The sequence below is a fragment of the Microbacterium meiriae genome (genome assembly GCF_025143875.1).
Classification (GTDB): Bacteria; Actinomycetota; Actinomycetes; order Actinomycetales; family Microbacteriaceae; genus Microbacterium; species Microbacterium meiriae.
On record NZ_JAMBDU010000037.1, the window covers coordinates 1 to 19,569 of the forward strand.

At 71.6% G+C, this 19,569-nt stretch carries 22 protein-coding genes; 11 read left to right on the forward strand and 11 right to left on the reverse strand.

Going from position 1 to position 19,569, the window contains the following annotated elements; translation table 11 throughout:
- The first annotated feature begins 84 nt into the window (after nt 1-84).
- Complete coding sequence (locus tag M4D53_RS16475; protein WP_259955109.1) at nt 85-888, forward strand: arginase family protein; 804 nt, start codon at nt 85-87, stop codon at nt 886-888.
- On the forward strand, nt 885-1,328 hold the full coding sequence (locus tag M4D53_RS16480) for a Fe-S oxidoreductase (protein ID WP_259955110.1): 444 nt from the start codon (nt 885-887) through the stop codon (nt 1,326-1,328). Before M4D53_RS16475 ends, M4D53_RS16480 begins: the two co-directional genes overlap by 4 nt.
- 1 nt (nt 1,329) lies before the next feature.
- Here M4D53_RS16480 and M4D53_RS16485 read toward each other — a convergent pair whose 3' ends face one another.
- From M4D53_RS16485 to M4D53_RS16495, 3 genes are read right to left on the reverse strand one after another with little or no spacing between them, the layout of a single operon-like run.
- The gene (locus tag M4D53_RS16485; protein ID WP_259955111.1) at nt 1,330-1,800 is read right to left on the reverse strand and encodes an SIP domain-containing protein; all 471 of its coding nucleotides are present in this window, start codon (nt 1,798-1,800) and stop codon (nt 1,330-1,332) included.
- 33 nt (nt 1,801-1,833) lie between these two features.
- Nucleotides 1,834-2,568, reverse strand: coding sequence for a tyrosine-protein phosphatase (locus M4D53_RS16490; protein WP_259955112.1), 735 nt, complete (start codon nt 2,566-2,568; stop codon nt 1,834-1,836).
- Nucleotides 2,565-3,041 (reverse strand): carboxymuconolactone decarboxylase family protein, encoded by a 477-nt coding sequence (locus M4D53_RS16495; protein ID WP_259955113.1) that lies wholly within the window; start codon nt 3,039-3,041, stop codon nt 2,565-2,567. The genes M4D53_RS16490 and M4D53_RS16495 overlap by 4 nt, the downstream gene beginning before the upstream one ends.
- A 176-nt stretch (nt 3,042-3,217) precedes the next feature.
- Between M4D53_RS16495 and M4D53_RS16500 the strand changes: the two genes are divergently transcribed.
- The 6 genes from M4D53_RS16500 (at nt 3,218) to M4D53_RS16525 (ending at nt 9,151) form a co-directional block, all read left to right on the forward strand.
- Nucleotides 3,218-4,135: an alpha/beta fold hydrolase gene (locus M4D53_RS16500; RefSeq protein ID WP_259955114.1), complete on the forward strand. Its 918-nt coding sequence runs from the start codon at nt 3,218-3,220 to the stop codon at nt 4,133-4,135.
- Between the two features lie 92 nt (nt 4,136-4,227).
- Entirely contained in the window at nt 4,228-5,745 is a 1,518-nt protein-coding gene (locus M4D53_RS16505) for an ABC transporter substrate-binding protein (RefSeq protein ID WP_259955115.1), read from the forward strand.
- 16 nt (nt 5,746-5,761) lie between these two features.
- Nucleotides 5,762-6,712 (forward strand): ABC transporter permease, encoded by a 951-nt coding sequence (locus M4D53_RS16510; RefSeq protein WP_259955117.1) that lies wholly within the window; start codon nt 5,762-5,764, stop codon nt 6,710-6,712.
- Nucleotides 6,709-7,578 carry an ABC transporter permease gene (locus M4D53_RS16515; RefSeq protein ID WP_259955119.1) on the forward strand — a complete coding sequence of 290 codons (870 nt, stop codon included), beginning with the start codon at nt 6,709-6,711 and terminating at the stop codon, nt 7,576-7,578. The genes M4D53_RS16510 and M4D53_RS16515 overlap by 4 nt, the downstream gene beginning before the upstream one ends.
- Complete coding sequence (locus M4D53_RS16520) at nt 7,575-8,366, forward strand: ATP-binding cassette domain-containing protein (protein WP_259955121.1); 792 nt, start codon at nt 7,575-7,577, stop codon at nt 8,364-8,366. Before M4D53_RS16515 ends, M4D53_RS16520 begins: the two co-directional genes overlap by 4 nt.
- Nucleotides 8,363-9,151 (forward strand): ABC transporter ATP-binding protein, encoded by a 789-nt coding sequence (locus M4D53_RS16525; RefSeq protein WP_259955123.1) that lies wholly within the window; start codon nt 8,363-8,365, stop codon nt 9,149-9,151. The genes M4D53_RS16520 and M4D53_RS16525 overlap by 4 nt, the downstream gene beginning before the upstream one ends.
- Nucleotides 9,152-9,230: 79 nt before the next feature.
- Here M4D53_RS16525 and M4D53_RS16530 read toward each other — a convergent pair whose 3' ends face one another.
- The 3 genes from M4D53_RS16530 to M4D53_RS16540 are packed head-to-tail and all read right to left on the reverse strand — an operon-like array spanning nt 9,231 to nt 11,348.
- On the reverse strand, nt 9,231-9,845 hold the full coding sequence (locus tag M4D53_RS16530; RefSeq protein WP_259955124.1) for a GNAT family N-acetyltransferase: 615 nt from the start codon (nt 9,843-9,845) through the stop codon (nt 9,231-9,233).
- 4 nt (nt 9,846-9,849) lie between these two features.
- The gene (locus tag M4D53_RS16535) at nt 9,850-10,569 is read right to left on the reverse strand and encodes a uracil-DNA glycosylase (RefSeq protein ID WP_259955125.1); all 720 of its coding nucleotides are present in this window, start codon (nt 10,567-10,569) and stop codon (nt 9,850-9,852) included.
- Complete coding sequence (locus tag M4D53_RS16540) at nt 10,566-11,348, reverse strand: SDR family oxidoreductase (RefSeq protein ID WP_259955126.1); 783 nt, start codon at nt 11,346-11,348, stop codon at nt 10,566-10,568. Before M4D53_RS16540 ends, M4D53_RS16535 begins: the two co-directional genes overlap by 4 nt.
- A 159-nt stretch (nt 11,349-11,507) precedes the next feature.
- Between M4D53_RS16540 and M4D53_RS16545 the strand changes: the two genes are divergently transcribed.
- Both M4D53_RS16545 and metX read left to right on the forward strand, forming a co-directional pair.
- Entirely contained in the window at nt 11,508-12,830 is a 1,323-nt protein-coding gene (locus M4D53_RS16545) for a bifunctional o-acetylhomoserine/o-acetylserine sulfhydrylase (RefSeq protein ID WP_259955127.1), read from the forward strand.
- 106 nt (nt 12,831-12,936) lie between these two features.
- On the forward strand, nt 12,937-14,142 hold the full coding sequence (metX, locus tag M4D53_RS16550) for a homoserine O-acetyltransferase MetX (protein ID WP_259955128.1): 1,206 nt from the start codon (nt 12,937-12,939) through the stop codon (nt 14,140-14,142).
- Between the two features lie 6 nt (nt 14,143-14,148).
- On the opposite strand, the gene M4D53_RS16555 is transcribed toward metX, so the two are convergent.
- From M4D53_RS16555 to M4D53_RS16575, 5 genes are read right to left on the reverse strand one after another with little or no spacing between them, the layout of a single operon-like run.
- A complete protein-coding gene (locus M4D53_RS16555) occupies nt 14,149-14,754 on the reverse strand; it encodes an NUDIX domain-containing protein (protein WP_259955129.1) in 606 nt (201 codons plus the stop codon).
- 9 nt (nt 14,755-14,763) lie between these two features.
- Nucleotides 14,764-15,993, reverse strand: a complete 1,230-nt coding sequence (locus M4D53_RS16560; protein WP_259955130.1) for an MFS transporter — start codon at nt 15,991-15,993, stop codon at nt 14,764-14,766.
- A gap of 9 nt (nt 15,994-16,002) precedes the next feature.
- On the reverse strand, nt 16,003-16,335 hold the full coding sequence (locus M4D53_RS16565) for a thiamine-binding protein (RefSeq protein ID WP_187663750.1): 333 nt from the start codon (nt 16,333-16,335) through the stop codon (nt 16,003-16,005).
- A gap of 4 nt (nt 16,336-16,339) precedes the next feature.
- Nucleotides 16,340-17,578 carry a hypothetical protein gene (locus M4D53_RS16570; RefSeq protein ID WP_259955131.1) on the reverse strand — a complete coding sequence of 413 codons (1,239 nt, stop codon included), beginning with the start codon at nt 17,576-17,578 and terminating at the stop codon, nt 16,340-16,342.
- Entirely contained in the window at nt 17,575-18,405 is an 831-nt protein-coding gene (locus M4D53_RS16575; protein WP_259955132.1) for an ADP-dependent NAD(P)H-hydrate dehydratase, read from the reverse strand. The genes M4D53_RS16570 and M4D53_RS16575 overlap by 4 nt, the downstream gene beginning before the upstream one ends.
- A gap of 56 nt (nt 18,406-18,461) precedes the next feature.
- Between M4D53_RS16575 and M4D53_RS16580 the strand changes: the two genes are divergently transcribed.
- Nucleotides 18,462-19,529, forward strand: coding sequence for an NADH:flavin oxidoreductase/NADH oxidase (locus tag M4D53_RS16580; RefSeq protein WP_259955133.1), 1,068 nt, complete (start codon nt 18,462-18,464; stop codon nt 19,527-19,529).
- Nucleotides 19,530-19,569: the final 40 nt, after the last annotated feature.

Below are 19,569 nucleotides of genomic sequence, written 5' to 3' on the forward strand. Positions count from 1 at the left end.
GCGGCGGCCCTAGCCAACCCCCCGGGGCGGGGTCGCCGGGCCCCCCCCGGGGGCCCCCCGCCGTTCCGTCTCCGGGAGGTCTCCATGGTGCGTTTCCTCGTCGTGCCGCAGTGGCAGGGTTCACCCGCCGCCCGCGCGATGCTCCTCGTCGACGGCGCGTCGGCCATCGCGGGCGATCTGCCGCATGCGGCGACGACCGTCCTCGACGTCCCCGTCGAGGCGGGGGAATCGCTGGGCACGGGCGTCCGACGACTCAGCGCGCTCGCGCGGACCCGGGAGCTCGTGGCCGGGCATCTCGAAGCCGGGACCGTGCTGATCGGCGGCGACTGCAGCATCACCGTCGCCGCACTCGACACGCTCCCCGGAGGCACCGACGACCTCGCGGTGGTCTGGTGCGATGCGCACGCCGACCTGCACACTCCGGACACATCGCCCTCCGGCGCGTTCTCCGGCATGGCGCTGCGCGCCGTTGTCGGTGAGGGAGAACCGCAGCTCGCCCTCTCCCCCGGCATCCCCCGAGACCGTGTCGTCACCGTGGGCGTCCGGAACGTGGACGATGCCGAGACCGACGACTGGGGCCGCCTCCGGAACCTCGCGGTGACCGATCTGGACGATCCGGGCGCGCTCGCCGATGCCGTGCAGGACACGGGCGCCCAGCGCGTCTGGGTGCACATCGACGTCGACGTCCTCGATCCCGCGACCTTCACCGGGGTCTCCGCTGCCGTCCCCTTCGGCGTCACCCCGACGTCTCTGAGCACAGCGATCAGAGAACTGCGGGCCCGCGTCCCCTTGGCGGGGGCGACCATCGCGGGCTTCGCGCCCCGTACGCCCGCCGACGCGGTCGACGATCTCGGCGCGATCCTGCGCCTCGTCGGAGCCGTCGCATGAGTCCCAGGGCGGGCTGGGAGACGATCGCGGCGGAACGCCTCGCCCGCGGGCGCCGGACGGATCGCCGCATCCCCTCGTTCCTGCTCCGCTCGCCGATCAGCCGACTGGGCTACCTCTGGGGAACGGCCGTCGGCTGGATCTGGGGCACGCTGTGGAGCACCGGTCCGATCGAACGGCGCGGCGGACTCTGGGTCTTCCGCGGCATGCCGCGGTGGACCTTCCACCGCGGCGGCGTCTGCGTCGGCGGGTGCTTCCTCACCGGCGACGCGCGGCCGACGGACGCGGTGCTGCGCCACGAGGCCGTCCACAAGCAGCAGTGGTTGCGCTACGGCTTCCTGATGCCGGTGCTCTACCTGTTCGCGGGACGGGACCCGCTGCGCAACCGCTTCGAGATCGAAGCAGGACTGGAAGACGGCAACTACGTGCGCCGCACCCGCTGACTCAGTTCTCGACGGGAAGCAGACCGAAGCGCTCCGGCACGCGGATGCGGTGCGCGGCGACGCCGAGGCGGTCGGTGAGGTGCTCGACGATGTCGGCCGTGCCGAGGTAGCCGCCGAGCAGTGTGACGTGCGTCTCGACCTCGTCATCCAGCAGCATCTCGTCAGCCCATGCGCACGTGGCTCGGGCCAGCGCCTGACCCGGGGTGCAGCCGCGCCCACTGCCCGGGGCTCCGGAGCGCGCGGAACGCGCGAGCCAGGTGACCGTCATGCGGCCCGGCGCATGGATCACGCCGATGTCGGAGGCATCGGGAACCTCGATGAAGATGCGACCGGACGCACAGAGCGGGAGAGTCGCGAGGAACGCCTCGAGGTCGAGCAGCGAATGCTCGTCGGCGGTGACCAGGTGGTGTGCGCGACGGCGCGCCGCGCGGCGTGCCGCACGCGTGCCCCGGGTGTCGAGCGTGGTGTCCATGGTGATCCCATCGTACACCAAGCGAAGGCTTGCCTAACCTTCGGCGGCGGCATCCTCCGACACGGGCTCGACGAGCGCATCGCGCAGAGCGGCGAGCTCGTCATCCGTCATGCCGTTCGCGTGCAGATAGCCGGCGGCCGACCCCCACCGTTCGTCCACTTCCGCGAGCAGCCGACGCATCACCTCGGCCGGTGAGCGGGTGGCGAGATCCACGGCGTGCACCGCCTCGGGATGCTGCGACCGCAGGTACGCGGCGATGCGCCGTGACCGTTCGGCCGGCAGCTGCGACTCGGTGAGAGCGTAATCGGCGATGACGGCTTCCCTGTCGGCGCCGACCGCCGAGAGCGCCAGCGCGACCGTCACCCCCGTGCGGTCCTTGCCCACGGTGCAGTGGACCAGCGTCGGCTCCCCCGCGGCGATCACCCGGACGGCGGCGACCAGCCGCTCGGCGCTCTCCTCCAGAAGATGCAGGTACAGGTCGTCGAGACTCGTGTCGGACTCGAAGAAGGAGCGCACCGAGCCGAGGAACAGCGGAAGGTGGGTCGTCTCCGGGCCCTCGATCTCGCTCGGTTCCGCGGCGACCTCCTCGCCGTCGCGGAGGTCGACGATGTGGCGCACCGCCGACCGCAGGCGCGCGGCGCCCTTCGTCGTCGCCGTGGAGAGCTGACCGGACCGCAGCAGAACGCCGTGGCGGATGCGTCCACCCGCCACGGGGATCCCGCCGACGTCCCGGACGTTGGTCACGCCCTCGACGTCGAGGACCGTCACGCGCCCGCCTGAGAGCCGCGCGGGGGCACCGGGTAGCGCCCGGCGATGACGATGCGGTTGAAGGCGTTGATCGACACGCACGCCCAGCTCAGCGCGGCGTACTCCTTCTCGGTGAAGACGCTCCCCACCAGGTCGTAGACCTCGTCCGAGATGCCATCCTCCGCGATGAAGGTGAAGGCCTCGGCCAGCTCGAGCGCGGCACGCTCGCGATCGCTGAACACACCGCTCTCACGCCACACGGCGATCTGGCTGATCGTGTCGACATCCAGCCCGGCGGCGACCGCGCGGTCCACGTGGATCCGCGTGCAGTAGCTGCACCCGTTCAGCTGCGAGCAGTGGATCATGACGATCTCCTTCAGCCGATCATCGATCCCGTTCGCCGCGCAGATGCTGCCGACCGTCTTCGAGAAGGCGTCGAGGGCCTGATAGGCCGCAGGCTCCGTCTTGGACAGGTGCACGCGCTGTTCGCTCATACCCCCATGATATTCCGCGAGTGCGCGGGAGAGCGGCACCCCGAGGGGAGGTCGAAATGCAGATCGACAAGCATGTTGCGCAAAATCTGAGCTGAACGCACACCGAATACCGGTGCTGAATTGTCGATGTGCTCTCGCATTTCCCGTGGCGGCGATTTCGGGCGCAGAATAGCCGCGTGGCGATCGACAGCAGCGAGTTCTCCTATCTTCCCGCACAGGCCGATGCTCTCGGCGTCCCGCTCCCGACGGTGGAGCGACTGACCCTCCCCCTTCCCGGCAGCCGGTCCGTGAGCGCGCTGCGCTTCGGCACCGAGGCCCCGCGCATCACGCTCCTGCACGGCGCGGGGCTGAACGCCCACACGTGGGACACGACGGCGCTGGCGCTCGGACAGCCGCTCCTCGCGATCGACCTCGCCGGCCACGGCGACTCCGCCTGGCGTGACGATGCGGACTACTCCCCCCGCACCCTCGCCGCGGACGTGGTCGCCGCGCTGGACGCATGGACGTCCCGGCCGCAGGTGCTCGTCGGACAGTCTCTCGGCGGGCTCACCGGCGCCGCTGTCGCCGCGGCCCGACCCGACCTGGTGGCGGCGCTGGTCGTCGTGGACATCACCCCCGGCATCGATGTCTCCGCCGGCCCCGCCGCCCTGCGCGAGTTCTACGCCGGCCCGACGGACTTCGCCAGCCGTGCGGAGCTCGTCGACAAGGCGATGGCCCTCGGATTCGGCGGCACCCGCCCCGAGACGGAGCGCGGCGTCTTCCTCAACACGCGCGTGCGTGCAGACGGGCGCGTGGAGTGGAAGCACCATTTCGCGCACCTCGCGGCGGCCGCGCTGGCCGCTCACGACCCCGGCACCGCGGCGGCCCCCTCGGTGCTGCACGAGACCGGCTGGGATGATCTGGCGGCCGTGGCAGCGCCCGTCACGCTCATCCGCGCCGAGCGCGGCTTCGTCAGCGCTGCCGATGCGGAGCAGTTCCAGCAGCGGCTCCCCGACGCCCGCGTCGTGGTGCTGGACGCCACGCACAACGTGCAGGAGACGGCACCTCGTGACCTCGCGGCACTCGTCGCCTCCGCGGTCACGGCCGGAATATGACGTTCCGTTCCGCACCCGCCCCGCATACCTCTGCCCGACCCTAGGCTCGTCCCACCGGCACACAGCACCTGCCGCACCGAGAGGAAACACCCATGTTCCGACGTCATCGACGCCTCGCGCTGATCTCCGCGCTCGCGGCCACCGCCGTGATCCTCAGCGCCTGCTCCGGCTCCGCCGAGCCTGCCCCGTCCGCGGGCGGCGAGCCCGACCCCGACGCCACTCTGCACGTCGGTCTCGTGCTCGAACCCACGAACCTCGACATCCGGCACACCAGCGGCGCCGCTCTCGAGCAGGTCCTCATCGACAACATCTACGAAGGACTGGTCAGCCGCACGCAGGAGAACGAGATCGTCGAGCGGCTCGCCTCGGACTACGAGGTGTCCGACGACGGCCTCACCTACACGTTCACCCTCAACGACGGCATCACCTTCCACGACGGCTCGCCCCTCACCTCCGCCGACGTCGAGGCGTCATACGAGACCGTCCGCACCGACACGACGGTGCAGGGCAACGCGGAGTTCGCGTCCGTCGCCTCGATCTCGGCCCCGGACGCCACGACCGTCCAGATCGTGCTGTCGGAGCCGAACCAGAATTTCCTCTTCTCGCTCACCGGCCCGGCCGGCCTCGTCTTCAAGAAGGGCGACACCACCGACCTCAAGACCGCGGAGAACGGCACCGGGCCCTTCACGCTCACGCGCTGGAACAAGGGCAGCACGATCACCTTCGCCCGCAACGACGAGTACTGGGGCGAGCCGGCCGGCGTCGCCGAGGTCGAGTTCCAGTACATCCCCGACTTCACGGCCGGAGTGAACGCCGCTCTCGCCGGCGACGTCGACGTGCTCACCGCTGTGGACCCCAACCTTGCTCCCCAGCTCGAGGACTCGGGCGACTTCACGCTCACCACGGGCCGCACGACCGACAAGGCCACGCTCGCCTTCAACAACAAGAAAGCCCCGCTGGACGACGTCCGGGTGCGAGAGGCTCTGCGCCTGGCGATCGACCACGACGCGCTCATCGAGGCCGTCGGCGCCGGCACCCCGCTGTACGGTCCGATCCCCGAGCTCGACCCCGGCTACGAGGACCTCTCCGACGTCATCTCCTACGACCCCGACCGGGCGAAGGAGCTGCTCGCCGAGGCCGGCCAGGAGGATCTCGACCTCACCCTGACGATCCCGTCGTTCTACGGCACCACCGTGCCGAAGGTCCTCATCTCGGACTTCGACAAGGTCGGTGTGAACCTCGAGGTCGACTCCGTGGAGTTCCCGACCTGGCTCGAGGACGTCTACACCAACAAGGACTACGACCTCAGCTTCGTCCTGCACGTCGAGCCGCGGGACTTCGGCAACTTCGCCAATCCGGACTACTACTTCGGCTACGACAACGCCGAGGTGCAGGACCTCTACGCGCAGGCGATGGCGGAGGTCGACGCGGACGCCTCCGCGAAGCTCCTCGCCGAGGCGGCCCGCATCGTCTCCGAGGACCACGCGGCCGACTGGCTCTACAACGGCCAGACGATCACCGCCGTGAGCCCGCTCGTCAGCGGCTTCCCTGAGGACTCGATCAACTCGCGCATCGACCTCGCGGGTGTGACCGTCTCCGCGGCGAGCTGACGACGGCCGACTCCCCGTGCTGCGTTACGCGCTCGTCCGAGGGGCCCTGCTGATCGCGGGGCTCCTCGTGTCGAGCGCGCTCATCTTCCTCACGCTGCGGGTCTTCCCCGGCGACGTCGCGCAGCTGATCGCCGGCACGCAGGCCTCGCCCGCCGAGGTCGAGGCCCTGCGGGAGTCACTGGGCCTGAACCAGCCCCTGCTCGTGCAGTACACCGACTGGATCGCCGGCATCCTCCGCGGCGACCTCGGCACGTCGTTGCTGTCCGGCGCGTCCGTCGGCGAGGAGCTCCTGCTGAAGGCGCAGGTAACCGTCCCGCTCGGGATCATGTCGCTGGCGATCGCCGTGCTGATCGCCGTCCCCTTCGGGATCCTCGCCGCCCTGCGGCGCGGCCATCGCGACGGTACCGCGCTCAGCGTCGGCGCGCAGGCGCTCGCGGCGGTGCCCGTCGTCTGGGCGGGCATGATGCTGATCGTGGTGTTCTCCGTGTGGCTCGGCTGGCTGCCGCCCCAGGGCTTCCCCCGCACCGGATGGTCCACGCCGGGCAGGGCGATCGAGGCGCTGCTGCTGCCCGCCCTCACCATCGGCATCGTCGAGGGGGCCATGCTCATGCGCTTCGTGCGCAGCGCGACCCTGCAGGCGGCCGGGCAGGACTTCGTCCGCACCGCGGCCGCCAAGGGACTGACCAAGACCCGCGCCCTCATCCAGCACGGCATCCCCGCGGTCGGGCTCTCCATCATCACGGTCCTCGGCCTCCAGGTCGCCGGGATCATCGTCGGCTCGGTCGTGATCGAGCAGCTGTTCACGCTTCCGGGCATCGGCCGCATGCTCGTGACCGACGTCGGCACCCGGGATCTCGTCAAGGTGCAGAGCGAGCTGCTCGTGCTGACCGGCTTCGTGCTGGTGGTCGGCTTCCTCGTGGATCTGCTGCACCGGGCGATCGATCCTCGACAGCGGGAGGCCGCATGAGCGCGCGCTGGTTCCCCCGGCTGTGGCGGACCTCGACCGGTCGCTTCGGGCTGATCGTCATCGCCGTCGTCGCGCTGGCGGCCGTCGTGTCGCTCTTCTGGACGCCATTCGACCCGCGGGCCTCGAACATCGGCGACCGCTGGCTGCCGCCGAGCTGGCCGCACCTGCTCGGCACGGACGACACCGGTCGCGACATCCTGAGCCTGCTCATGGCCGGGGCGCGGACGACCGTGTTCGTCAGCGTGGGTGCCGGACTCGTCGCGACGCTCGTGGGCATCGCCCTCGCCGCCCTCGGCGCCCTGGCCACCCGCCTCGTCCGGGAGACGGTGGCCGTGCTCGTCGACATCCTCATCGCCTTCCCCGTGCTGCTGATCGCGATGATGATCTCGTCGGTGTGGGGCGGTTCGCTCTGGGTCGTGATCTGGGCGGTGGGGATCGGGTTCGGCGTGAACATCGCGCGGGTCACGCGTCCGGAGCTGCGCCGCGTACAGCAGAGCGACTTCGTGCTCGCGGCGCGCGCGTCCGGCCTCACCCCCGCGCAGAACCTCGTCCGTCACCTCCTCCCGAATGTGGCGCCGGTGTTCATCGTGCAGCTGTCGTGGTCGATGGCCGTGGCCGTCCTCGCGGAGGCCGGCCTGTCCTACCTCGGGTTCGGCGCTTCGGTCGTGGAGCCCAGCTGGGGGCTGCTGCTCGCCGATCTGCAGCGTTACATCGGTGTGCATCCCCTCACGGTGATCTGGCCCGGACTCACCATCACCCTCACCGTGCTCGCCCTCAACCTGCTCGGCGACGGGCTCCGCGAGGCCACGGATCCCACGCTGCGGCACCGCGCCGCCGAGACGCACACACCGGCGGTGGTCGCATGAGTCTGACGGTCGAGGATCTCGTCATCGAGATCGACGGACGGCGCGTCGTCGACGGCGTGTCGTTCCAGGTGCCCGACGGCGCGCGCCTCGGCGTGATCGGCGAGTCGGGCTCCGGCAAGTCCCTCACCGCGCTCGCCGTCCTCGGGCTCCTGCCGGACGGGGCGACAGCGCACGGGAGCATCCGGTGGGACGACACCGAGCTGATCGGGATGCCGGACCGCGATCTCGCCCGACTGCGCGGCGACGACATCGGCATCGTCTTCCAGGAGCCGCGGACCGCGCTCAACCCGATCCGCACCGTCGGCCGCCAGATCGCGGAATCCATCCGCATCCACGAGGGCCTCGGGCGGCGCGAGGCGCGCGACCGGGCGATCGCCGAAGCCGCCCGCGTCCGGCTTCCCGACCCGGAGACCATCGTCGACCGGTACCCGCACCAGCTCTCCGGGGGTCAGCGGCAGCGCGTGGCGATCGCGATGGCCCTCGCCCGCCGTCCGCGGCTGCTGATCGCGGACGAACCCACGACCGCCCTGGACGTGACGATCCAGGCGGAGATCCTGTCGCTGCTGCTCCGGCTCGTGGCCGACGAGGGCATGTCGCTGCTGTTCATCACGCACGACCTCGCGGTGCTGTCCCAGGTGGCGACCGCGGGCGTGGTGCTGGAGCACGGTCGCGTCGTCGAGAGCGCCCCGGTGTCGCGGCTGCTGACCGCGCCCTCCTCGCCGGTCACGCAGGGCCTGCTGCGGGACGCGACCGCGACGCTGTGGCGTCCCGACGGAGGCACGGCATGAGCCTGATCGAAGCACGAGGGCTGCGGCGGGACTTCGTCCTGCCGAAGCGGACGGCGTTCGAGCGCACACGGCGGCAGACGGCGCTGGAGCCGACCGACCTCGACGTCCCCGAGGGCGCCTCCGTCGGGATCATCGGCGAGTCCGGATCCGGGAAGTCGACCCTCGTGCGGCTCCTGCTCGGGCTCGACCGTCCGACCGCGGGGAGCGTGTCGGTAGACGGCCGGACCGTCGATGCCACTGCCTCCGCGCGGTCGCTGCACTGGCTGCGTCGGCAGACGGGTCTCGTCTTCCAGGACCCCTACGCCTCGCTCGACCCCCGGATGACGGCGGGGCAGATCGTGCGGGAGCCGCTGTGGGCGCTCGGCATCGACGGAGATCATCGCGCCAGGGTACGAGAGGTCATCGCCCAGGTCGGCCTCGACCCGGAGATGGGCGACCGCTATCCGCACGAGTTCTCCGGCGGGCAGCGGCAGCGGATCGCCCTCGCCCGCGCGCTCGTCCATCGTCCGCGGATCCTCGTCGGCGACGAACCGCTGTCGGCGCTGGACGTCACGGTGCGCGCGCAGATCCTCGAGCTCCTCGCGGAGCTGCGGGTCGCGGACGAGTTCACGCTGCTGCTCGTGTCCCATGACATCGGTGTGGTGCAGAACCTCTGCGACACGGTCGTCGTCATGAAGGACGGCCGTATCGTCGAGCGGGGTCCGACCCGCGACGTCCTTCTGCACCCATCGGCGGACTACACCCGCACGTTGCTTTCCGCGATCCCCGTCATCCCCGACGCCTGATCGTCGACCCACCCCCTTGCGTGCCTCCCACCCCGTTGCGCGCGTCCGCAAGGGGCCGGGGCGCACACAAAGGGGTGGGTCAGCGCGGGAAGAGCGAGAGGCGACGGCGGGGGCGGGACGGGCGCAGGGCTCGGCGCAGGTAGACGGTGCCCAGGTCACGACCGAACTTCCGGCCGACCCGCCCCATGCGCCCGGCCTCCACGAAGCCGAGCTTCTCGTGCAGCCGGATCGAGGCGTCCGCCCCTTGATCGCTGACGACGGCGACCATCTCGCGCAGCCCGCGCTGTTCGCAAGCGTCGATCAGGGCCTGCAGGAGAGCGGAGCCGAGTCCCTTCCCCGCCGCGCCCGGCCCGAGGTAAATGGAGTCCTCCACCGTGTACCGGTAGGCGTTCTTCCCGGCCCACGGCTGCGCGAGGGCATAGCCGAGGATCGCGCCGGAGGGCGACACCGCCACGAGGAAAGGCAGCCCGAGCCGCTCCAGGAGCGCGAACTTGTCTCTCCAGTACGGGATGCTGCTGCGGCGCTCGTCCAGAGTGACGGCCGAGTTGCTGACGAAGTGGTTGTAGATCTCGCGCACGTGCGGGAGATCTACGGCCCTGGCGGGGCGGATCGCGTACGAGAACGTGTCCGGCGCGGCGGCCGGTCGCAGATGACGCGGGAGAACGCGACGACGGTCCCCGGGCTCGAACTGCATGGGCTCAGCTTAGGGAGCCGGGCCCCTCACCCTCCACCCTCCAGTCCACCGGAGCGCCGCCGAGCTCTTCCAGGAGCGCGTTCGCGCGGGAGAAGGGGCGGGAGCCGAAGAAGCCGCGGCTGGCGGAGAGCGGGGACGGATGCGCCGAGGCGATCACCGGGGTGTCGCCGAGGAGAGGCTGGAGATTCGCCGCGTCACGCCCCCAGAGGATCGCGACGAGCGGCTGGTCGCGCGCGACGAGGGTGCGGATCGCGAGCTCCGTCACCTGCTCCCACCCCCAGCCGCGGTGGGAGGCCGCGGCTCCGGGGCGGACCGTCAGGACGCGGTTCAGCAGCAGCACGCCCTGATCGCTCCACGCCGTGAGGTCGCCGTGAGGCGCGGGCGACAGCCCGAGGTCCGCTTCGCGCTCCTTGTAGATGTTCATCAGGCTCCGCGGCAAGGGGCGCACGTCGCGGTCGACGGCGAACGACAGCCCGATCGGGTGGCCGGGGGTCGGGTAGGGGTCCTGACCCGTGATGAGCACCCGGACATCGGCGAGCGGTCGCTGGAAGGCCCGCAGCACGTTCGGTCCCGCGGGAAGGTACCCGTGACCCGCGGCCTGCTCGGCGCGCAGCCGCTCCCCGAGCGCCGTGATGGTGTCCTGCACCGGGGCCAGCGCCTCCGCCCACCCCGCGTCGATCAGTCCCTCTTCCGCGAGCTCGGCGAGGGCACGTCCTCCGGTCACTCGACGGGCCGGACCCGCAGCGGTCCCCGCGCGAGCAGGTGTTGCGCCGACTGAGCGACCGGCCGCATCGTGATGAGGTCGAGGTTCACGTGAGCGGGGGCCTCCAGGGCATAGGCGATGACGTCCGCCACATCCTCGGCGAGGAGGGGCGCCTCGACGCCCGAGTACACGGCCTCCGCCGCGACGGCGTCGCCCCCGAGCCGGTTCAGCGTGAACTCCTCGGTGTGCACCATGCCCGGAGCGACCTCGGCCACGCGGAGGGGCTCGCCGTTCAGCTCCTGGCGCAGCGCCCGGACGAGCATCGCCTCGGCAGCCTTCGCCGCGTTGTACCCCGCACCACCCGGGTAGGCGGTCTGCGCAGCCGTCGAGGTCACGAAGAGGAGGTCGGCGTGACCGTCCGCATCCGCGGTGCGGCGCAGCAGCGGCAGCAGCCCCGCCACGAGGCGCTGCGTGGCGAGCACGTTCGCGTCGTACATCCACTGCCAGTCGGCGAGCGCGGCGTCCTCGACGCGGTCGGTCCCCCGCGCGCCACCGGCGACCTGGACGAGGGCGTGCACCGGGCCCGTGCGCTCCAGCTCTCCGACGAGCGCCGCCACCGCCGCATCGTCGGTCAGGTCGCAGGCGATGGTCGATGCCCCCGTCTCGGCGGAGAGCGCGGCGAGGCGGTCCGCACGGCGGGCGACGCCGACGACGTCCCACCCCCGCGCCCGCAGCACCCGTACCGTCGCCTGACCGATCCCGGAACTCGCACCTGTCACCACTGCACGTCTGTTGGCCATGTCCTCCACCGTACGATGTCCGCGCGGGTTCCGCCCGTTCCGGGCCGCACGCCGTGTTACGTCACATTTCCCGGTCGCTGTTGACACGGCGCGATATTCCGTACTCTCGCTGCAAGGGCACCAGCCCATCCGACCTTCCGACCGTTCCAGGGGGAACACATGTCCGCACCCGAGACCTGGCGTTTCGAGACCAAGCAGATCCACTCGGGCGCCGCCCCCGACCCCGTCACCAAGGCCAGGGCGACACCGATCTACCAGACCACGTCCTACGTGTTCGACAGCGCCGACCACGCCGCGAACCTCTTCGCGCTCGCCGAGTTCGGCAACATCTACACCCGCATCCAGAACCCGACCCAGGACGTCCTGGAGCAGCGCCTCGCCGCGCTCGAAGGGGGCACCGGCGCCCTCGTCCTCTCCAGCGGCCAGGCCGCCTCGACCTTCGCGATCCTCAACATCGCGCAGGCCGGCGACCACTTCGTCGCGTCGAGCTCGATCTACGGCGGCACCTACAACCTGTTCAAGTACACCCTGGCCAAGCTCGGCATCGAGGTCACCTTCGTCGAGAACCAGGACGACCCGGAGGAGTGGCGCCGCGCCGTCCGTCCGAACACGAAGCTCTTCTTCGCGGAGACGATCGGCAACCCGCAGATCAACGTGCTCGACATCCGCACGGTCGCCGACATCGCCCACGAGAACGGCGTCCCGCTGATCGTCGACAACACCATCGCGACGCCGTACCTGATCCGTCCGTTCGAGCACGGCGCCGACATCGTCGTCCACTCGATCACGAAGTTCCTCGGCGGCCACGGCACCACGATCGGCGGCGTCGTGATCGACGGCGGCTCGTTCGCGTGGTCGGAGAACGTCGAGAAGTTCCCCGGGCTCACCGAGCCGGACCCGTCGTACCACGGCGCCAGCTACACGGCCGCGGTCGGCGACCCGCTCGCCTACATCATCAAGGCCCGCGTGCAGCTGCTCCGCGACCTCGGCTCGGCCATCGCCCCGCAGAGCGCGTGGAACCTCATCCAGGGTGTCGAGACGCTGTCGCTGCGCATCGAGCGCCACGTGCAGAACGCCCAGGAGATCGCCGAGTGGCTGGACAGCCGCGACGACGTGGCCGGGGTCAACTACTCCGGCCTTCCGTCCTCGCCCTGGTACGCCACGGCGAACGAGTACGCCCCGAAGGGTGTCGGCGCCGTGCTGTCGTTCGAGCTCAAGGGCGGTGTCGAAGCCGGACGGGAGTTCGTCAACAGCCTCTCCCTGTTCAGCCACCTCGCCAACATCGGCGACGTGCGCTCGCTCGTCATCCACCCGGCCTCCACGACGCACGCCCAGCTCACGCCTGAGCAGCAGCTCACCGCGGGTGTGACCCCCGGCCTCGTGCGCCTGTCCGTGGGCCTCGAGAACATCGAGGACCTCAAGGCGGATCTGGACCAGGCGCTCGCCGCCGCGCGTGCCGTCTCGGAGGCCGCGCGCGCCTGACCCGCACGCCCTCCACGAAGGCCCCGGACCGCACGGCTCGGGGCCTTCGTCGTGCCCGTGTCGTAACCTGCGGGCCGAGACCCACCGGCCAGGCGAGAATGGAGACATGGACTGGCAGACGACCTCCGAGGACACGGTGCCGTCGGCACCGGTGACGGAGGCCGACGTCCGGCTGCTCCGTGCCCGCCCGCCGGCCACCGGCGCCTGGCGGGACGGCGATCCCGTCGGCGGCCGCCGCTTCGCCGCGTTCGGCGCCTTCACCGCGGAGAGCGGAGCACAGCTTCCCGGCATCCGCCTCGCCTACGAGAGCTGGGGCGAGTTGAACGCCGCCCGGGACAACGCGGTGCTCGTCCTGCACGCCCTCACCGGCGACAGCCATGTGCGCGGCGAGGCCGGCGCCGGCCACCCGACCGCCGGCTGGTGGGAGGACGTCGTCGGCCCCGGTGCGCCGCTCGACACCGACGAGTGGTTCGTGATCGCGCCGAACATGCTCGGCGGCTGCCAGGGATCGACGGGGCCGGCGAGCATCGCCCCGGACGGCTACGAGTGGGCGTCGCGCTTCCCCTACCTCACCATCCGCGACCAGGTCGCCGCGCAGGTGCGCCTGGCCGACGCGCTCGGCATCGACAGCTGGGCGGCGGTGATCGGCGGCTCGATGGGCGGCATGCATGCGCTCGAGTGGGCCGTGTCGCAGCCCGACCGGGTGCAGCGGCTCGCGGTGCTCTCCTCTCCCCCGGTCACCACCGCCGACCAGATCGCGCTCAACACCGTGCAGCTGGAGACCATCCGCATGGACCCGCGCTACCAGGGCGGCGAGTACTACGACCTCGCGGACGGCGACGGTCCGCATCGCGGCCTCGCCCTCGCCCGCCGCATGGCTCTGCTGAACTACCGCAGCCCGATCGAGCTCAACCAGCGGTTCCAGCGCTCCTGGCAGTCCGACGTGTCGCCGCTCGGCCACGGCGGGCGCTTCGCGGTGGAGTCGTACCTCGACTTCCATGGCAACAAGTTCACGCGGCGCTTCGATGCGAACAGCTACGTCACCCTCGTCGAGGCGATGAACTCGCATGACGTCGGTCGCGGCCGCGGCGGCGTCGAGGAGGCCCTGAAGGCGGTGACCGCGACGACCCTCGTCCTCGGCATCGACAGCGACCGCCTCTTCCCCGTCGACGGGCAGCAGCGGATCGCGCGGAGCATCGCGAACGTGCTCGACGGCGAAGCGGTGGTGCTCACGAGCGACTTCGGCCACGACGGCTTCCTCATCGAGACCGAGGCCGTCGGCGCGCACCTACGGCGTCTACTCGACGCCTGAGCCGCGTCACACCGGATCGAACCGCCACGGCAGGGTGTGGGCGTGGAGGGTCCCCTGTGCCCAGCCGAACGCCCGGCCCTCATCGCGCACCTGTGTCTGGAACAGCTCGACAGCCCCGCCGGAGGCCAGCGCCGCATCGACATCGGCGAAGGTGGAGAGTCGGTGCAATGTGAGCCAAGTCGGCGGGAAGAGTCGCCACTCTCCTGACGCGTGACGGGCGAGAGCCTCGGCGGGTGACACCCAGGCGAGCTCGACGACCTCGTCGGCGGACGGCGACGGTTCGGCGTCCGGCGCGAGGGCGAGGAAGAACCAGGTGCGGATCCGGACCGGCGCCTCCGCCGGCGGACGCCACTCCGACAGCGGCACCAGATCGCGCGCCGTCAGTCCGACCTCCTCCGCGGTCTCCCTGGCGGCGGCGCGACGCGCGTCGTCGACCTCTGCAGCGCCCGGCTGACGGTCCCCCGGCTCGACCTTCCCGCCGGGGAAGACCCAGGCGTCTGCGAACGAGCCTCGCGACGGACGGCGCAGCAGCAGCACCTGGAAGCCGTCGGCGGCGGGCCGCAGCAGCACGACGGTGCCGGCGAGCGGGAGGTCCTCGTCGGGGGTGGTCACCCCGTCACTCTACGATGCGAGGACCGGCGTCTGCGCGACCCGCCGCGCCTCCACGCGGTAGGACACCAGTGCGATGAGGAGACCGGCCACTGCGAGCACGGCGCCGGTCCACGCCGGCGCCGTGAAGCCCCAGCCGACCGCGATCACGATGCCGCCGAGGAAGGCGCCGAGGCTGTTGCCGATGTTCAGGGCGGAGTGGTTCATGGCCGCCGCGATGGACTGGTTGTCGCCGGCCACGTCCATCAGCCGGGTCTGGATCGTCGGGCTCAGCACGGACGAGACGAACCCGACGAGCACGACGACGAGGCTCAGGCTCACGATCCAGAACGAGAGCACGGCGAGCAGAGCGAACACGACCGCCATCGCGGCGAGACCGAGCAGCAGCGTGCGGCGGAGGTCGATGTCGGCGAGGTGACCGCCGACGAGGTTCCCGCCGGTCATGCCGAGCCCCATGAGCACGAGCACGATCGGCACGACCCAGTCCGGCGATCCGGCGACTTCCGTCACGAGCGGGGCGATGTAGCTGTAGACGGCGAAGAACCCGCCGAACCCGATCGCCCCGACGCCGAGCGTGAACCACACCTGACCGATGCGGAACACTCCGAGCTCGGCCCGCATCGTGCGTCCGGGGTTCCCCGGGTGTGCGGGTACGAACAGCGCGATGAAGACGGTGGCGAGCGCGAACACGAGCGCGACGACGGCGAAGGCCGCGCGCCAGCCCCATGCCTGACCGAGGAAGGTACCCAGCGGCACCCCGATGACGTTAGCGACCGTGAGTCCGGTGAGGATGAACGCGACGCCCTTGGCACGGTTGCCCGGTCCCATCACGTCGGAGGCGACGAGCGCACCGATGCCGAAATACGCACCGTGCGGGAGCCCGGCGAGGAAGCGAGACACCCCCACGAGCTCGAACGTCGGCAGCACCACGGTGAGCGCGTTGAACACCGTCAACGCCAGGGCGAGCACGATCATCACCCGGTGCCGCGGATAGCGGGCGACGAAGCCGGCGATGGTCGGGGCGCCGATGACCACGCCGAGCGCGTACAGCGAGATCAGCCAGCCGGCCTGGCTCAGCGCCTCCTCCTGGCTCGACGCCCAGACGGACGGGAGGAGGTCGGCGGCGATGTTCGGCAACAGGCCCATGACGACGAACTCGGTCATGCCGATGCCGAAGCTGCCGATGGCGAGGGAGAGGAGCGCCCACTTCGCCGCACCCCTCGAAGGTGTCGAGGGATTCACCGGTTCAGCTTACCGGTCGTCGGACTCCTCGATCGCCGCCTCCAGGCGCTCGACCTTGGCGTCGAGTTCCCCGGTGTAGCCGGGACGGATGTCCGCTTTGAGGACGAGGGACACCCGCGATCCGTACGGCATGACCGCCTCGGTCGCCCGCTTGACCACGTCCATCACGGTGTCCCAGTCGGGCCCCTCGATCTCGGTGAACATGCTCGTCGTGCGGTGCGGGAGCCCGGAAGCACGGACGACGCGCACCGCGGCGGCCACGGCATCGTGCACGGAGGCATCGCTGCGGTCGGCGCCATCGGCGGGCGTGCCGCTGGGGGCGACGGAGAAGGCGATCAACATGGGTTCACTCCTGGGTTCGGGGACGGCGGACGACGGGGACACGCGCGAGCGCGACGGCGCTCACGACGGCGAGGATGACGAGCAGCCCGTTGCGCATCGTGAGCAGCAGGACCGGGGAGGCTTCGGCCCGCAGCAGCCCGTCGTAGCTCAGGGGATACACGAGACAGGTGAGCAGGCACAGCGCGAGCACGAGCGCCGCGGCGGTCTGCGCGCGGCGGCGGTCGAGGACGAGCCACAGGATCACGGGCGCCAGCAGCCAGGTCTGGAACTGCGGCGAGCCGACCTTGTTCAGAGCGATGAGCACCGTCACCAGCAGCAGGGCCAGCGGCGGGAAGAGTCGCGCGAACGACGCGCCTCGCGCGGCCTTGACCCCGCCGACGACGGCGACGACGACCACGGCGAGCGCGAGGAGCGGGGTGAGGACCGTGGAGACGACCTCCGCGCCCGGAGCGACGAACTGGAAGGTGAGGATGTCGTAGCTGTACTCGATGCGGGCGGCCCCCGTCACGGCCATCCAGAGGAACGGCGTCGCGGCGACCGCCTCGATCTGGAGCCCCCGGCCGGTCTGTGCGGTGAGGAAGCCGAGGATCTCGGTGTCGGCGCCGAGCAGCAGGAGCGCCACCACCACACCGGCGGTGACCCCCGCGGCGGCCAGGAGCATCCGCAGCCGCGCCCTCCCGGCCACGACCGCCGCGAGGAGGAGCGCACCGGGCCAGATCTTGATCCAGGCGCCGACCGTCAGCAGCGCCGCGGCGATGGTGGGGCGGCTGACCAGCCACAGACCGGCGACGACGGCGAGGGGCACGGTCACGGCATCGATCCTGTACAGCGCGATGGGTCCGAGGAGCAGCAGCGCCGCACACCAGAACCACGCGGCTGTCCGACGCGCCCGTACGCGTCCGCGCCCGACGAGGACGGCGAACGCCAGGGCGTCGAGCGCCGTCACCAGCAGTGCCCAGCCGATGAGGTAGGCGCCGGAGACGCCGAGCAGCGGGAGGAACGGTGCGGCGAGCCCGGCGGCGAGCATCATCGGCAGGAGCGCGAGCTGCGGATACACCCAGGACTCCGTGACGCCCACGACCTCCCCGCCGCTCCACGCCGCGGTGGCCCAGGGCTCGTACACGAGCACGACGTCCCCCATGGGCTGGCTCGGGTAGACCCAGCCCAGCCACGCGGTCACGAGGTGGACGAGGAGGAAGGCGATCCACAGGGCGAGCGCGCTCCTCCGGGTCGAGGTCCTCACGACAGGAGGTCCGCGACCGCGCGGGGCAGCGTCTCCGCGACGTCGAGCGCGACGATCGGATGGCCGCTCGCGCCCGCGGTCGCCGCGGCGGCGATGCGGGCGGCGTGCCCGTGCAGCCAGACGGCCGCCGCAGCGGACTCGACGAGCGGGCTGTCCGGATTCGCGGCGATCACGGCGGCGACGATCCCGCCGAGCACGTCGCCCGTGCCCGCCGTCGCGAGCCAGCCCGTTCCCGCCTCGACGGCGATCAGCGTGCCGTCGGGTGCGGCGAGCACGGTGCGCGCGCCCTTGCGCAGCACCACGCCGTCGATCGCGGCGGACACGGCGCGGACGTCTGCGAGATCGTCCGAGGCCCCGTCGATGCCGATGCGCTCCCGCAGCCGCGCGAACTCCCGGCCGTGCGGCGTGGCGACGAACGGGGCGCGTGCGGTCGGCGCCAGATCGAGCGCTCCGGCGTCGATGACCACGGGGACGTCGCCGCCGACGATCTCCCGCAGTGCCTGCGCCTCCGTCGCGCTCCGGTCGTCCGGTTCGGTCCCGGAGCCGATCACCCAGGCACCGATCCGCGTGCGTCCGGCATCCGGCCCGCCGACGGTCTCCGGGCGCCGCGAGAGCACCGCCGCGACCGCCGACGGCGCGCCCACGTAGCGGACGAACCCGGCACCGGTGCGCCAGGCGGCTTCGACGCCGAGCACCGCGGCGCCGGGGTAGGCGGCCGATCCCGTGCGCACCCCCACGACGCCCCGCGAGTACTTGTCGTCCTCGACGGTCGGAGCGCGGAAGAACCGCGCCGCGTCGTTGCGGGACCACTCGCACACGTCGCTCATGACTCCACGTTAGCCCGACGGCCCTGTCCCGTCCGCGTCGGCGGTACCGTCGAACGGTGAGTCTTCTCTTCTCCCCGCTGACCATCCGGTCCACCACGTTCCGCAACCGCCTCTGGGTGTCCCCCATGTGCATGTACAGCGCCGTCGACGGCGTCGCGCAGGAGTGGCACCACACCCACCTCGCGCAGTTCGCTTCGGGGGGCGCCGGACTCATCGTGGCCGAAGCCACGGCCGTCGTGCCGGAGGGGCGCATCTCTCCCCGCGACCTCGGGCTGTGGGACGACGCGCAGCGCGACGCCCTGGCCCCGATCGTCCGGGTGATCCACGACCGAGGGGCGGCAGCGGGCATCCAGCTCGCGCACGCCGGGCGGAAGGCCTCGACCTGGTGGCCGTGGGCGGACGAGCGCGGCACGGTCCCCGCCGCCGAGGGCGGATGGACGACCACCGCACCGTCGGCCGTGGCCTACGAGGGGTTCGCCGCGCCGGTCGCGCTGGACGCGGCGGGCATCGACCGCGTGGTCGACGGGTTCGCCGCCGCGACCCGGCGGGCGCGGGAGGCCGGATTCGACGTCATCGAGATCCACGGCGCCCACGGCTACCTCCTGCACCAGTTCCTGTCGCCGCTGTCCAACCTCCGTGAGGACGAGTACGGCGGCTCGCTGGAGAACCGGGCCCGGCTGCTGCTGCGCGTCGTGGACGCGGTGCGCGAGACGGCTGGCGACGACGTGCCGCTGTTGGTCCGCATCTCGGCGACCGATCATGCCGAGGGCGGGTTCACGCCCGAGGAGGCCGCGACGGTCGGCACCTGGGCGACCGCGCACGGCGCCGACCTCATCGACGTCTCCAGCGGCGGCCTCGTCGCGCACCAGCGCATCAGCGTCTCCCCCGGCTACCAGGTCCCGCTGGCCGAGACCGTCCGCCAGGGCGGGCGGATCCCGGTGTCGGCCGTCGGCCTCATCACCGCGGCCGCGCAGGCCGAACAGGTGCTCGCCGACGGCGCGGCCGACGCGATCTTCGCCGGACGGGAGTGGCTGCGCGACCCGCACTTCGCGCTCCGTGCCGCGCACGAGCTGGGCGACGAGGTCGCCTGGCCGCCGCAGTACGAGCGGGCGCACTGGCGCTGACGCCCACGACGAAGGCCGCCGGTTCCCGTGGGAGCCGGCG